This is a genomic window from Pararhizobium sp. PWRC1-1 (genome assembly GCF_049897905.1).
GTDB lineage: Bacteria > Pseudomonadota > Alphaproteobacteria > Rhizobiales > Rhizobiaceae > Pararhizobium.
In genome coordinates this window covers 83,642-96,209 of record NZ_JAFCXE010000007.1, presented here as the reverse complement: position 1 = coordinate 96,209, position 12,568 = coordinate 83,642, and the positions used below count along the sequence as shown (strand labels likewise).

16 protein-coding genes are annotated in these 12,568 nt (G+C 58.4%); 4 read left to right on the top strand and 12 right to left on the bottom strand.

The features are described 5' to 3' along the window. Positions 1-65: 65 nt before the first annotated feature. A complete protein-coding gene (locus ACP7E0_RS13170; RefSeq protein ID WP_426125457.1) occupies positions 66-791 on the top strand; it encodes a glyoxalase superfamily protein in 726 nt (241 codons plus the stop codon). A gap of 99 nt (positions 792-890) precedes the next feature. Here ACP7E0_RS13170 and ACP7E0_RS13165 read toward each other — a convergent pair whose 3' ends face one another. Continuing rightward, the gene (locus ACP7E0_RS13165) at positions 891-2,309 is read right to left on the bottom strand and encodes a PLP-dependent aminotransferase family protein (protein WP_426125456.1); all 1,419 of its coding nucleotides are present in this window, start codon (positions 2,307-2,309) and stop codon (positions 891-893) included. Positions 2,310-2,501: 192 nt separating this feature from the next. Between ACP7E0_RS13165 and ACP7E0_RS13160 the strand changes: the two genes are divergently transcribed. After that, on the top strand, positions 2,502-2,642 hold the full coding sequence (locus tag ACP7E0_RS13160; protein ID WP_426125454.1) for a DUF1127 domain-containing protein: 141 nt from the start codon (positions 2,502-2,504) through the stop codon (positions 2,640-2,642). Positions 2,643-2,657: 15 nt separating this feature from the next. On the opposite strand, the gene ACP7E0_RS13155 is transcribed toward ACP7E0_RS13160, so the two are convergent. From ACP7E0_RS13155 to purC, 7 genes are all read right to left on the bottom strand, one after another. Further along, the gene (locus tag ACP7E0_RS13155) at positions 2,658-2,756 is read right to left on the bottom strand and encodes an ArsC/Spx/MgsR family protein (protein ID WP_426125452.1); all 99 of its coding nucleotides are present in this window, start codon (positions 2,754-2,756) and stop codon (positions 2,658-2,660) included. Then, on the bottom strand, positions 2,735-3,007 hold the full coding sequence (locus tag ACP7E0_RS13150) for a hypothetical protein (protein WP_426125451.1): 273 nt from the start codon (positions 3,005-3,007) through the stop codon (positions 2,735-2,737). Before ACP7E0_RS13150 ends, ACP7E0_RS13155 begins: the two co-directional genes overlap by 22 nt. 410 nt (positions 3,008-3,417) lie before the next feature. Then, positions 3,418-3,825 carry a hypothetical protein gene (locus tag ACP7E0_RS13145; RefSeq protein ID WP_426125450.1) on the bottom strand — a complete coding sequence of 136 codons (408 nt, stop codon included), beginning with the start codon at positions 3,823-3,825 and terminating at the stop codon, positions 3,418-3,420. 50 nt (positions 3,826-3,875) lie between these two features. Then, complete coding sequence (purQ, locus tag ACP7E0_RS13140) at positions 3,876-4,547, bottom strand: phosphoribosylformylglycinamidine synthase subunit PurQ (RefSeq protein ID WP_426125448.1); 672 nt, start codon at positions 4,545-4,547, stop codon at positions 3,876-3,878. Further along, complete coding sequence (locus tag ACP7E0_RS13135) at positions 4,544-4,801, bottom strand: hypothetical protein (protein ID WP_426125447.1); 258 nt, start codon at positions 4,799-4,801, stop codon at positions 4,544-4,546. Before ACP7E0_RS13135 ends, purQ begins: the two co-directional genes overlap by 4 nt. 20 nt (positions 4,802-4,821) lie before the next feature. Next, on the bottom strand, positions 4,822-5,064 hold the full coding sequence (purS, locus tag ACP7E0_RS13130; protein WP_426125446.1) for a phosphoribosylformylglycinamidine synthase subunit PurS: 243 nt from the start codon (positions 5,062-5,064) through the stop codon (positions 4,822-4,824). Between the two features lie 16 nt (positions 5,065-5,080). Then, complete coding sequence (purC, locus tag ACP7E0_RS13125) at positions 5,081-5,845, bottom strand: phosphoribosylaminoimidazolesuccinocarboxamide synthase (RefSeq protein ID WP_113315563.1); 765 nt, start codon at positions 5,843-5,845, stop codon at positions 5,081-5,083. Between the two features lie 233 nt (positions 5,846-6,078). Here purC and ACP7E0_RS13120 point away from each other — a divergent pair, with 233 nt between their 5' ends. Beyond that, a complete protein-coding gene (locus ACP7E0_RS13120) occupies positions 6,079-6,393 on the top strand; it encodes a DUF1476 domain-containing protein (RefSeq protein ID WP_426125444.1) in 315 nt (104 codons plus the stop codon). A gap of 51 nt (positions 6,394-6,444) precedes the next feature. On the opposite strand, the gene ACP7E0_RS13115 is transcribed toward ACP7E0_RS13120, so the two are convergent. Beyond that, positions 6,445-9,036: a sensor domain-containing protein gene (locus tag ACP7E0_RS13115; RefSeq protein WP_426125442.1), complete on the bottom strand. Its 2,592-nt coding sequence runs from the start codon at positions 9,034-9,036 to the stop codon at positions 6,445-6,447. 97 nt (positions 9,037-9,133) lie between these two features. Beyond that, entirely contained in the window at positions 9,134-9,688 is a 555-nt protein-coding gene (locus ACP7E0_RS13110; protein WP_113315566.1) for an RBBP9/YdeN family alpha/beta hydrolase, read from the bottom strand. 226 nt (positions 9,689-9,914) lie between these two features. Between ACP7E0_RS13110 and ACP7E0_RS13105 the strand changes: the two genes are divergently transcribed. Beyond that, positions 9,915-10,721 carry a DUF2189 domain-containing protein gene (locus tag ACP7E0_RS13105; RefSeq protein ID WP_426125441.1) on the top strand — a complete coding sequence of 269 codons (807 nt, stop codon included), beginning with the start codon at positions 9,915-9,917 and terminating at the stop codon, positions 10,719-10,721. A 71-nt stretch (positions 10,722-10,792) separates the two neighbouring features. Here ACP7E0_RS13105 and ACP7E0_RS13100 read toward each other — a convergent pair whose 3' ends face one another. Both ACP7E0_RS13100 and purB read right to left on the bottom strand, forming a co-directional pair. Continuing rightward, positions 10,793-11,098 (bottom strand): PilZ domain-containing protein, encoded by a 306-nt coding sequence (locus ACP7E0_RS13100; protein ID WP_426125440.1) that lies wholly within the window; start codon positions 11,096-11,098, stop codon positions 10,793-10,795. A gap of 149 nt (positions 11,099-11,247) precedes the next feature. Beyond that, positions 11,248-12,549 carry an adenylosuccinate lyase gene (purB, locus tag ACP7E0_RS13095; protein WP_426125439.1) on the bottom strand — a complete coding sequence of 434 codons (1,302 nt, stop codon included), beginning with the start codon at positions 12,547-12,549 and terminating at the stop codon, positions 11,248-11,250. Positions 12,550-12,568: the final 19 nt, after the last annotated feature.

Genomic DNA, 12,568 nt, shown 5'->3' with positions numbered 1-12,568 from the left:
TTCGGGCGGTCATGTCAGCAAGGCGAGCAGTGACATCCTTGACTGCCCTAGATAGGGAACGAAAAATGCGCACATTTCGGGATGCGAAAGTGATGGCAAAAATGCTGTCCGAAGTTCTAGCTCTGAAGGAGATCAGGATCGGCCGCAGCGAGAGCCTCGAAATTGTCGCTCGCCAGTTCGGCTTCGAGAACTGGAATGTCCTTGCTTCGAAACTTTCATGCGAATCGCACGACAAACCCGCTCATGCTCCACCCGAAGGCTGGTTCGTCGGGGGCTCGCGGCCAGATTTTTACGACATGGGCGTTGAGAGGAAGGGAGTTGAGTCGATCGCCGTCATCCGGAGGAGGGCGGAGACGGAGGGGCAAGACGATGCGGGCAGGCCCTTTGGAACTCTGATGCAGAGCATCCTCGCCGACATGTTTATTGGAGGCAAGGTGCGCTTCACAGCATCGCTCCGGACCGAGGAGGTAATTTCGGCGGCAACGATCTGGCTGCGCATTGACGACGAGCGCGGCAATATCCTCGGGTTCGACAACATGGAGCAGCGTGAAGAAAACGGGGCGGTACGAAGAACGAGCGGATGGGTCCGCCGTTCGATCGTTCTCGATGTACCTGCAGCGGCAAAGAGCGTCAATTTTGGCTTGTACCTTCGCGGCAGCGGCGCTGTCTTCGCACGAGGCCTGTCGCTGGAAGCCGTCGATGAGACTGTTCAGGTTACCGAAATCATCCGGTCGCGATCGCATGAGGCGAAAACGCTGCCGTTGCAACCGACAAATCTCGGGTTCTCTTGAACCAAGCGGCGGGGAGGGCGTTCGCGCTCCCCGCACCAACGACCGCTCTCGATTGCGCGCCCTTGCTGTCGTGGTGCGATCGCCGATAGCGCGGACATCTCAGGCAAAGCTGTCGTAGCCGGTCCTGCCGCTGTCGAGCAGGCGGCGCAGCGTCAGGAAACCGCGCCGCACCTCGTTGCGGTCGGCGGGTGAGGAGAAGCCGATCCGGACCCGGTGATAGACGCTCTCCGTCCGTCCGGCCTTGAACTCGTCCTCGTCATCGACCAGCACGCCCTCCTCGAATGCCGCATGTTTGAACGTTCCGGAGAACCATGGCTCCGACAGTTTCAGCCAGAGGAACGGCACATGCGGATGCGAGTTGAAGTCGATGCCGGCAAAGATTTCGCGCGCCATCTGCTCGCGAGCTCTGATCTCGTCGATGCAACGCGTCCGCAAGCTTGCAGCCTCGCCACTCAAAACCAGCCGGGCGCAGAGTTCGGCGAGCAGAAACGGCATGCCGCCGCTGACCATCTTGTGGGCGATGCGGATACGCTGGCTGAAATGCGGAGGGCAGGCGACCCAGCCACCGCGCACGCCGGCAGCCACCGATTTCGACAGGCCGCCGACCAGGAATGTCCGCTCAGGCGCAAGTTCAGCCAACAGTGGCATCATATCGCCGGTCATGGCGCCATAAAGATCGTCTTCCAGCAACCAGACACCATAGCGGCGGGCAATGTCGGCGATCGCCTGGCGCCGCTCAAGCGACAATGTCACCACTGTCGGGTTTTGCGCGGTCGGCATCAGGAAGGCCAGTTTCGGGTGCTGCTGAGCGCAGACCCGCTCGAAATCGTCAGGATCCAGGCCATAATCGTCGGTGCGCAAGAGAATCGTTCGACGCCCGATCAGCCCGGCACTGCGGCTGATCTGGGAATAGGTGATGTTCTCGAAGGCGATCTTGTCGCCCGGTGCCGTGACCGCCGCGATGACAGCGACAGCGCCGGCATGGGCGCCGAGGGTAGGGACGATACGGTCGGGTTGCGGGCGGAAAGAGCCCTTGGCAAGCCACTGACTTCCCGCAGTAAACCAGTGTGCCGGAAAATCGCGGGCGTAGCTGGCGATATCGGCGTGGTGAACGCGGCTGATTTCGCCCAGCACCTTTTCAAGCGATGCACCCTGGCCGATATCGGGGGCTGCCGTGCTGTCGAACCGGAGTTTTCCGGGCGCCGCTTTCAGCGCTCTCGTGCCGGCCAGGGCCGCGCTCATCGGATCGGGCTGTTCGGCCGGGCGCAATTCGGCATTGTCGAGCACATAGGTGCCGCGCCCCACTTCGCCACTGACAAGCCCACGTTCGCGCACCAGATGATAAGCGCGTCCGATTGTCCCGATTGTCACGCCGATATCGAAGGCAAGGTTGCGCTGTGGCGGCAATTTCGTACCGACCGCCAATACGCCACCGGCAATCGCCTGCTCGATCTGATCGGCGATACGTGCGTAAAGCGGGCCTTGGCCTTGGCTCGGGTCTGGCATCCATGTTGTCATGGTGACAATTTCTACATTGCATCGGTTTTTCTGTCAATTATGACAATGCAATATCGAAATGAAACCGTTGCAATCGATAGGGTGATGACAATGGGTACAATTTGCACCGATGATCGAGCCGCATGCTCCATGCCGATAGGTATAATTCAACCACGAGGCCTCGTCTCGCGATTGAAGTCGCTCGGTTGGCTGATGATCGTCTGGATGATTGGCCGTGAAGAAAAGCGACTCAGTCGCATTGCTCTTTCCGAGTTGACGGATGAACAGCTTGCCGATATCGGCGTCACGCCCGCAGAGGCACGCCGGGAGGCGGCGCAGCCGTTCTGGAACTGACAGCGTTGTTGCAGGCTACAGAAGGTCCAGGACCTTCGTCTTCGGACGACAGAGTTTTACGCCCTTTTCCGTCGCGACGATGGGTCTCTGTATCAGCTCTGGATGGGCCAGCATGGCGTCGATAATCTGCCGGTCCGTCTTGCGCTCTGGTCATCGAGCTTGAGCGAGAGGTATGTGGACTCCGTGGTCCGCAGCAACTGGCGCGGCGCCATGTCCATGGCGAGCAGAAGAGCCAGCATGTCCTCGTGGCTTGGCGGCGCTGCCATATAGTCGATAATGGCAGGGTCAATTCCTGCATCTCGAATTATCTTGAGAACCGAACGGGACGTATCGCAATCACTATTGTGATAAATCATGACGGTCATGAGTGTGCCTTTGGGTGTCTATGGGAACAATCGGAGATTTGGCGAGAGGTGTGCCAGAAGGATGGTCTGCGCCTAACATGAGAATGAATGCGGCTTTGTGACAGCTGCAAGAATATTATTCTCTGGTTTGTTGCGCAAAAATACGTTCTTGGGTTGTGTGGAATCGGCGGGAGAAGTCTTGAGTTGATTGTTCCGCAAAAGCGCAAGAATGAAAAGCTGCAAGAAATAGCGATACGCCATTGTTCCACCGCCCATTTCGATTGGGCAGGGAGTGGGGCTTTAATGCAGGGTGCTACTGGCGCGAACCGGCAGTCCGTGCAAAGAGGCCGGTGGGGGGAGTTTCGTCCTACGTGATAAGCAGGGATGCCGCCCGGCTCACCCGCTGCAAAATTCGGCGGCGAACCGCTCGCTTAGCGGCAGCCTTCGCCGCCGGCAGCCCAACGCCTGATATCCGTGGTCATCCTGGCGCCTACGGACTCACTGAAAAGTGGGCCGAAGGCCTGAAGCCGGGCGGGGTGCCCCTCCGCCTGAACCACTGCGAGTGGCCGTGATTCGGGTGAATTGCGCTTGACAATCAGGATGCGTGGGCGGCCGGAGAACGAATTCAGCTCCGGCGCGAGGCGATAGGCTTTGAAGGTTTCGTCACCTGACTTGAACCAGCAGGCGTTGGCGCCGAGGGCAACCCGCTCCATGGTGGGCAATGCGGCGGTATTGCGGGCCGGCGCCGGCGGGGCCGCTGTCTGGCAACCGGCGACAAGCCCGAGAAGGGCGACGGAGCCGGCAGTAGCCATGAAACGGATGAAAGCTGCAGCGCGCATGAAAGCCCCTTTTGATTCGGTCTCTAGGGTGCCTTCTAGCAGGTCGAATGTTAAGCAGCGATTACATCGAGCGCTGAAGCGAACAATCCGCGTCCGTCCGAGCCGCCATGTGCGGTTTCGATCAGGTTCTCCGGATGCGGCATCATGCCAAGGACGTTGCCTCCAGCATTGACGATCCCGGCGATGTCGTTCATCGAGCCGTTCGGATTGGTGCCTGCGGCATAGCGGAAAACCACCTGGCCATTGCCTTCGATCGTCGCCAGCGTTTCCGCGTCGGCGAAATAATTGCCGTCGTGATGGGCAACCGGGCAGCGGATGATCTGGCCCTGCTCATAGGCCCGGCTGAAGTCGGTATTGGCGTTGACGACTTCGAGCTTGATTTCCTTGCAGACGAATTTCAGCGAGGCATTGCGCATCAGAGCGCCCGGCAGAAGGCCCGCTTCGACGAGAATCTGGAAGCCGTTGCAGACGCCCAGCACCTTGACGCCGGCCTCGGCCTTGGCCTTGATCGCCTGCATCACCGGCATGCGCGCCGCGATCGCGCCGCAGCGCAGGTAGTCACCGTAGGAGAAACCGCCGGGGATGACGATCAGATCGACATCCGGGATGTCCGTTTCAGTCTGCCAGATGGTGACCGGCGCCTTGCCGGAAATCTTGGTCAGCGCTGCGATCATGTCGCGGTCACGATTGAGGCCTGGAAGCTGAACGACGGCGGATTTCATGGGTGCGGTTCAAACCTGGATTGGGCCTCGGCAAGCTCGCGCAATTCGAGGCGGTTTTCGATACGGTCGAGGCGTGTGTCGTGCCGGGCAAGAATGCCATAAATATTGTGTATATCTTGGTGCATGGAAATCATCGTCCCGCGCATGGCATTCAATTCTGTGCGAATTTCCCGTTGTCCATCTTTTACGCTGGCAACGTCTGCATGAACACGCTTCAGCAGTTCGTACATCAGTTCGTTGGACACATCGGTCATCTGACTACCTCATTCAACCATCAGGCGAGTGAGATAGTGTAATTCTCAATCACCGTGTTGGCGAGGAGTTTCTCGCACATCGCCTTTACTTCGGCTTCAGCCTTTGCCTTGTCGGCGGTTTCGATCTGCAAATCGAAGACTTTGCCCTGACGGACATGGCCGACACCGTCGAAGCCGAGGGCGCCAAGGGCGCCCTCGATTGCCTTGCCCTGGGGGTCGAGAACGCCGTTTTTCAGCGTCACTGTTACGCGTGCGTTGATCACTGTCGTCTTTTCCTGCTTACTTCACCAATACCGGGCCGGAGCCGCGGGGTGGTTCGTTCTCGTTCATGATGCCAAGGCGGCGGGCCACTTCCTGGTAAGCCTCGACAAGGCCTCCCATGTCGCGGCGGAACCGGTCCTTGTCCATCTTTTCCTTGGTTTCGACATCCCACAGACGGCAGCTGTCCGGCGAAATTTCGTCGGCCAGGATGATGCGCATCATGTCGCCTTCAAACAGGCGGCCGCATTCGATCTTGAAGTCGACCAGCTGGATACCGACACCGAGGAACAGGCCGGTGAGGAAATCGTTGATGCGGATGGCGAGCGCCATGATGTCGTCGAGTTCTTGCGGGCTTGCCCAGCCGAACGCGGTGATGTGCTCTTCGGAGACCATCGGGTCGTCGAGCGCATCGGCCTTGTAGTAAAACTCGATGATCGAGCGCGGCAGGACCACGCCTTCCTCGATGCCGAGACGCTTGGAGAGCGAACCGGCAGCAACATTGCGCACAACGATCTCAAGCGGAATGATTTCCACTTCCTTGATCAGCTGTTCGCGCATGTTGAGGCGGCGAATGAAATGCGTGGGAATGCCGATACGGTTCAGATGTGTAAAGATGTATTCCGAAATCCGGTTGTTGAGCACACCCTTGCCGTCGATGATCTCGTGCTTCTTGGCGTTGAAGGCCGTAGCATCATCTTTGAAGAACTGAATCAGAGTGCCCGGCTCAGGACCTTCGTAAAGGATCTTGGCCTTGCCCTCGTAGATACGGCGGCGACGGTTCATGAATGGTGTCTCTATGGTTATCGGCGCTCTTGGGCTGCGCACGCGGCATTTTCTAAGGCGGTCCATAACTGAAATGAAACCATTTCACAATCGGCGTCTGATCCGATCCCCCGAATTAGGTCCAGGGTAGCATGAAAGTCGCCATACCGGAAAACTTCGCATTGCACTTTCGGCGGCCTTTTGGTTTATGGGCGAAAAGCTAAACGAAAAACGGTTTTTTTGGGAGATCGGAGATGACCAGTATGCAGGATCGCGAAAAGGCGTTCGAATCGAAGTTTGCTCTTGATGAAGAGTTGAAATTCAAGGCCGAGGCGCGCCGCAACAAGCTTCTCGGTCTTTGGGCCGCCGAGCTTCTGGGCAAGAGCGACGCTGCAGCTTACGCGAAAGATGTCGTCGCCGCCGATTTTGAAGAGGTTGGCCACGAGGATGTCGTGCGCAAGATCCGCGCTGATTTCGATGCGGCTGGTATCGCCCTGACCGACGACCAGATCCGTCTGAAAATGCTTGAGCTTCTGTCGGAAGCCGTTACACAGATCCAGAACGGCTGATATCCGTTCATTGCCGCCTGTTTCAACCGTCCGTTGTTTCGGGCGGTTTTTCTATCCCGGGAAATTGCTGCGGATACGGCTGCGCGTGTGTCCCACCGGTATCGCACGGGGGCGCCATTTGCCGGCACGAATGAAAGTCTCAAGGTCCGACTTGGCCATCGGTTTGGCAAAGGCATAGCCCTGCAAGGTATCGCAACCCAGATCACGCAGGATATGTGCGTGCTGGATGGTTTCGACCCCCTCGGCAACGACCTCGATGCTGAGCGAGTGACCGATGTCGATGATGGACCCAACCAGCTTACGCTGCTCGGCAACCTCGAGGATCGGTCCGACGAGGGCGCGGTCGATTTTCAAACGGCTAGGGCTGAGCTTCATCAGGCCGACGATCGATGCATGACCGGTTCCGAAATCGTCGATTTCGATATCGATGCCGAGCGCCCTCAGGTCGCTGAGGGTTTGCGAGGCATTTTCATCGAGATCGTCGAGAAAGATCGATTCCAGCAGTTCGAACGATAGTCGCCCGCGCGGTATGTTCAGCTGTTTCAAGCTGTCGATCAGACCCAGCTCGCGCAATCGCGGCGAGGAGACGTTCACGGAGATTCGCGGAACATTCAGGCCGTGCATGTCCCAATATCCCAAATCCCGCAACGCCTGTTCGGCAATGCTCCGGTCGATCGCAGTCAGTGCATTGATGTCCTCGGCGATTTTCAAGAAATAGTCCGGTGCGAGCAGGCCGTGCCGGGGATGCACCCAGCGGGCCAGCGTCTCCACACCGGTGATATCCAGTGTCCGCGCGTCGAACTGGGGCTGATAGAACGGGACGAATTCACCGTCCTCAAGCCCCTTGATGATCTCGTCGGCGGTTCGTTTGGCGTGATGGATCTGCGTTTGCAGTTGCTTGGTGAAAAACTCGTAACGGTTTCGGCCAAGTCCCTTGGCGCGGTAGAGAGCGATGTCAGCGTTCATCAGTGATTGCTTGGCATCGGCGGTACTATCAGCCGACCAGGCTATTCCAACGCTGGCACCGAACCGGCAGAGATGCCCGTCATAGACCACTGGCTGGCGCAAGGTATCGATGATCCGGTCGGCAAGACTGGTGACAGCCTCCTGCGTCTGGCTTGCATCACACAGCACCAGGAACTCGTCGCCGCCAATGCGGGCAACAAAATCGTTGCCGCAAATGATCGAAGTCAGAACCTGGGCCGTATGGACTAGCATCGCGTCGCCTGCCTGATGGCCCAGCGTGTCGTTGATCTGCTTGAACCGGTCAAGATCGATATGAAGGATGGCACAATAGTCGACTTTATCGGCAATCCATTCGTCGAGGCGCTGGTCGAGAAAGCGCCGGTTCGGCAAACCGGTGAGATGATCGTGCAGCGCGTTGTATTCGATGCGTGTGCGGGCGGCTTCAAGTTCGAGATTGCGCGCCTCTGCCAGCTGCCTTGCCTGTTCGAGATCATCACGCAAGACCACATCCTCGGTCACGTCCCAGTTGGCGCCGATGAGCTTGCGCTCGCCTTCCGCGTCGGTAAAGGTGACAGAGCTGGACCGGATATGGCGAATTTCTCCATCTGGACGCACGATCCTGAAGGCGTTGTAAAAGGGAACGGTCGAGGCTATGCCCGCTTCAACTCTTGCCAGCGCGCCGGCGCGGTCGTCCGGATGGAGGCGTTGCTCGAAGACAGCGCCGTTCTGGTTGGCGCTGACGGCCTCAAGTCCGTAGATGCGAAGCAATTGCTCGTCGCGGACGACGACACCTGTGTCCAGGTTGGCTTCAAAGACGCCGACCTTTGAAACATCCAGAGCAAGCCTCAGCCGCCGCGACGTTTCTTCAAGCTGTGCCTCAGCCTTCTTCCGCTCGGAGATATCGGTATCCGTACCGATGATGCGGCTCGGTTTTCCATCCTTGCCCCATTCGATGGAGGCACCCCGACTTTCGATCCACACCCAATGACCGTCCGCATGGCGTTCGCGATACTCGAACGTATTGAAGGCGACATCGCCGTCATCCTGGCGGCGGATGCACTCAATAACGTGCTGACGGTCTGCCGGATGCACGGTTTCGATCCATACGTCCAGCGAGCCATCGACCGTTGCATCAGCGCTCATGCCGCGGATGGTTTTCCAGTGCGCGGAATAAAACAGATCGTTGGTGCTGAAATCATGATCCCAGACCCCCTGATGGGCGCTTTCGAGCGCGTATTTCCATCGGGTCTCGTTTTTCTGCAGCGTCGCCAGCGCCTGTTTGAGTGCGTCAATAGACTGTACCTGTAAAATGATCCGGGGTGAGCCTTCAGCCGCCTGCGCAAACGAGGCGTGGACCCAAAAGGATTGGGTTGGCCCGATCAGGCGGATTTCATATGGCAATGACGAGGGACGGCCTTGCAGGACATCCTCGATTACCGCATTGACCGTTGAAATATCCCCATCATCGATGAACCGGAGAATATGTTCGCCTGTGAGCGCTTCGACCGGAAGTGCAAGCGCTGCCGCGAACGCAGTGTTCATACTGACGATATGGCCGTTCTTTTCGAGAAGGCACAACCCGACCGGCGAAGCCTCGACAAGACTGTCACCATCCGGCAAGGGAACGGCCGTTGCCGGCTTTGCCCGTAGATTTCGGTTGTAGCTGGCGGTCTTCACGTGTCCGTCGATCTCGCGCGATTTTGAGCATCATGACCGACGACAATGAAAGCCCCCTTAATGTGAGGGCCCTAAACTAGCTATGCAGGTTGTAGGATCAGGGCTGAAGCTTGTTGAGAAACTGGGCAAAGACCATCGTGCCTTCCGGCCAGGGGCCGTGTCCGGATTCACTATTGATATGTCCGGATTCGCCCGCATCGACGAGCAGTGAGCCCCAGGCATTGGCGATGTCGCCTGCATGTTCATAGGTGCCGAACGGATCGTTGCGGCTTGCCACGACCAGACTCGGAAACGGCAGCGGATCGCGCGGGTAGGGGCCGAACGTCATCAGGTGTTTCGGGCGGATCTTCTGATTGGTCACCTCTGGCGGCGCAACGAGGAAGGCGCCGGCGATCTTCTTTTCGACATGCGGCAGAGCATGAAGCGCCGTTGCAACACCAAGCGAGTGCGCAACGATCACAACGGGCTTGGTCGCCGCATTGATGTCGTCGATCATCCTCTTCACCCAATCTTCGCGCACGGGCTTGGCCCACTCAGCCTGCTCGACACGCCGCGCCGAGGCAAGTTTGTTCTGCCATCGCGTTTGCCAATGGTCCGGTCCGGAATTGGTGTAACCGGGTACGATCAGGATATCTGCTTCGGATGCTTTCATGATAACGGCGATTTGAGGTCGAGGAGAGCGGAAGTCAAGTGTCAGACTGACAGATTTGATATATGCTGATTGCACGGCGCGATTGGTCACGACGCTCCGTGGCGAAAAAGACGTCGATACCGGGAGCATCGCATTTCGGTCCATCTTACCGGACTGTCCTTCAAGCCGACACTACTGATTGTTCTCGAATGACGTGACACCGCGTGTTTCAGCAGGAGAATTGGTCATGACAGCATTTCATGTAATGGCAGGATCCGGCGCAGGTCTCGCACATCCGGACATTCGCAGGATCGGTGTAGCCGACGTTTTCGACGCGCTGCGTCTCGGTTGGCAGGATTTCAACGCAAAGCCGTCCCACTACGTTTTTCTCTGCCTGATCTATCCAATCGCCGGCGTCGTTCTGGCCACCTGGAGTTCGGGCGTCAATATGCTGCCTCTGGTGTATCCGCTGGTTTCAGGCTTTGCCCTTTTGGGCCCGGTCGCCGCCATCGGTCTCTACGAGATCAGCAGACGGCGGGAAATCGGCATGGACACGTCATGGCGGCACGCGTTCGATGTGCGTCGTTCCCCAGCGCTTGCGTCGATCCTCGCGCTCGCCTTCATGCTGTTGGTGTTGTTCGTCGTCTGGCTTGTGGTTGCGCAGTCGCTTTACACCCAACTGTTCGGCGACATGCCTGCGGCATCGCTTTCGGCGCTCTACAATCAGGTCGTTGGAACCGAACAGGGATGGAGCCTGATCCTGATCGGCAATGCCATTGGGTTCGTCTTCGCGGTTATCGTGCTTTCGACCGTGGTCGTGTCGTTTCCGTTGCTGCTTGATCGGGATGTTGGTGTCGTGGCCGCGGTCGAGACGTCGGTGCGCGCGACGATTGCCAATCCGATTCCGGTCGCTGTCTGGGGATTGATCGTTGCTGCCGGTCTGGTCATAGGCTCGATCCCGGTTTTCGTCGGTCTCGCCGTCATCATGCCGATCCTCGGTCATGCGACGTGGCACCTCTACCGCAAGATGGTTGTCGCCCCGGAAGGCAAGTAATACGGCGTATCCGGCAATTGCCAGAAGTGCCGCCGCCGCGGCGGCGCTTGTATTGCTGCTTTACGTCTGATTTAGCGGAAATATTTGTAATAGGACGAAATCTGCGCCGATGTGTTGGAGGACGCGTCAAGGCGGATACCGATCTTGTCGCCGCGGTACCACTGCACAACACCGGTCAAATGGCCGAACTCGTCGCTCTTGATCGAGACTTGCTGGCCGGTCGTGGCATTGATGTCGAAATAGAGTTGAAAACAAATGCCGGCCGCTGACAGGTCTTTGACAATCCCCCGGCTTGATCCGCCCTTGCAGGTCACTTCGCCGGTGAATTTTGTTGTCGTGCGCACGGCCTTGCGTTCGATCGTCTGCTGGTACGGCATGTTCACCCGACTCCTCTCCATTCATTTTTCGCAATTTCTCACGGAAAACTGACAAAAAGCTTGAGAAATTCGTTCACAATCGAACAAACTGGGTCGAAATCAAACACAAGTTTGTTGCGGAGAGCGGTGCGCTCTCCGCAGGGGATAGATCAGCCAAAGACGCGGCGGAAGATCGTGTCGACATGCTTGGTGTGATAGCCAAGATCGAATTTCTCGCGGATTTCCGCTTCCGGCAGAGCCGCGCGCACTTCCGCGTCGGCCAGCAGTTCCTCAAGAAAATCGGCGCCCTTTTCCCAGACCTTCATGGCGTTGCGCTGCACGAGACGGTAGCTGTCCTCTCGCGACACGCCGGCCTGGGTGAGGGCCAGAAGCACCCGCTGGCTCATTACCAGGCCGCGAAACTTGTTCATGTTCTTCAGCATGTTTTCCGGGTAGATCACCAGCTTCTCGATAACACCGGCCAGACGGTTGAGGGCGAAGTCGAGGGTGATCGTCGTATCTGGGCCGATGGCGCGCTCGACGCTGGAATGGCTGATATCGCGCTCGTGCCAGAGAGCGACGTTTTCCATGGCGGGAACCACCGACATGCGCACCAGACGGGCAAGGCCGGTCAGGTTTTCGGTCAGGACCGGATTGCGCTTGTGCGGCATGGCCGATGAGCCCTTCTGGCCCGGCGAGAAGAACTCCTCCGCTTCCAGAACTTCGGTGCGCTGCATATGGCGGATTTCGGTGGCGATGTTTTCGATGGAGGAGGCGATGACACCAAGCGTCGCGAAGAACATCGCATGACGGTCGCGCGGGATGACCTGCGTGGAGATCGGCTCAGCCACGAGGCTGAGCTTTTCGCAGACATATTCCTCGACGCTGGGGTCGATATTGGCAAAGGTGCCGACAGCGCCGGAGATGGCACCGGTGGCGATTTCCGCGCGGGCAGCGACGAGGCGCCCGCGGTTGCGGCTCATCTCGGCATAGAATCGGGCAAAGGTCAGGCCCATCGTGGTCGGCTCGGCGTGAATGCCGTGGCTGCGGCCGATGCGGACCGTATCCTTGTGTTCGAAGGCGCGGGTCTTCAGCGCTGTCAGAACGCGATCGAGATCGGCAAGCAGCAGGTCGGCGGCGCGCACCAGCTGGATGTTCAGCGTCGTGTCGAGCACGTCGGACGAGGTCATGCCCTGGTGGACGAACCGGCTGTCGGGGCCGATGAATTCGGCCAGATGCGTCAGGAAGGCGATGACGTCATGCTTGGTGACGGCTTCGATTTCGTCGATACGCGCGACGTCGAAAGTGGCAGAACCGCCCTTCTCCCAGATCGTCCGGGCGGCGTCCTTGGGGATGACGCCGAGATCGGCCAGTGCGTCGCAGGCATAGGCCTCGATTTCGAACCAGATGCGGAATTTGGTTTCCGGCGACCAGATGGCCACCATTTCCGGCCGGGAGTAACGGGGGATCATGGGCTTTAGCTTTCGTGAC

Excerpts from the sequence above, each read along its gene's own strand:
- ACP7E0_RS13170 (WP_426125457.1), top strand. The coding sequence starts at position 66 with ATGCGCACATTTCGGGATGCGAAAGTGATGGCAAAAATGCTGTCCGAA.
- ACP7E0_RS13165 (WP_426125456.1), bottom strand. The coding sequence starts at position 2,309 with ATGACAACATGGATGCCAGACCCGAGCCAAGGCCAAGGCCCGCTTTAC.
- ACP7E0_RS13160 (WP_426125454.1), top strand. The coding sequence starts at position 2,502 with ATGATCGTCTGGATGATTGGCCGTGAAGAAAAGCGACTCAGTCGCATT.
- ACP7E0_RS13155 (WP_426125452.1), bottom strand. The coding sequence starts at position 2,756 with ATGCTGGCCCATCCAGAGCTGATACAGAGACCCATCGTCGCGACGGAA.
- ACP7E0_RS13150 (WP_426125451.1), bottom strand. The coding sequence starts at position 3,007 with ATGACCGTCATGATTTATCACAATAGTGATTGCGATACGTCCCGTTCG.
- ACP7E0_RS13145 (WP_426125450.1), bottom strand. The coding sequence starts at position 3,825 with ATGCGCGCTGCAGCTTTCATCCGTTTCATGGCTACTGCCGGCTCCGTC.
- purQ (WP_426125448.1), bottom strand. The coding sequence starts at position 4,547 with ATGAAATCCGCCGTCGTTCAGCTTCCAGGCCTCAATCGTGACCGCGAC.
- ACP7E0_RS13135 (WP_426125447.1), bottom strand. The coding sequence starts at position 4,801 with ATGACCGATGTGTCCAACGAACTGATGTACGAACTGCTGAAGCGTGTT.
- purC (WP_113315563.1), bottom strand. The coding sequence starts at position 5,845 with ATGAACCGTCGCCGCCGTATCTACGAGGGCAAGGCCAAGATCCTTTAC.
- ACP7E0_RS13120 (WP_426125444.1), top strand. The coding sequence starts at position 6,079 with ATGACCAGTATGCAGGATCGCGAAAAGGCGTTCGAATCGAAGTTTGCT.
- ACP7E0_RS13110 (WP_113315566.1), bottom strand. The coding sequence starts at position 9,688 with ATGAAAGCATCCGAAGCAGATATCCTGATCGTACCCGGTTACACCAAT.
- ACP7E0_RS13105 (WP_426125441.1), top strand. The coding sequence starts at position 9,915 with ATGACAGCATTTCATGTAATGGCAGGATCCGGCGCAGGTCTCGCACAT.
- ACP7E0_RS13100 (WP_426125440.1), bottom strand. The coding sequence starts at position 11,098 with ATGCCGTACCAGCAGACGATCGAACGCAAGGCCGTGCGCACGACAACA.
- purB (WP_426125439.1), bottom strand. The coding sequence starts at position 12,549 with ATGATCCCCCGTTACTCCCGGCCGGAAATGGTGGCCATCTGGTCGCCG.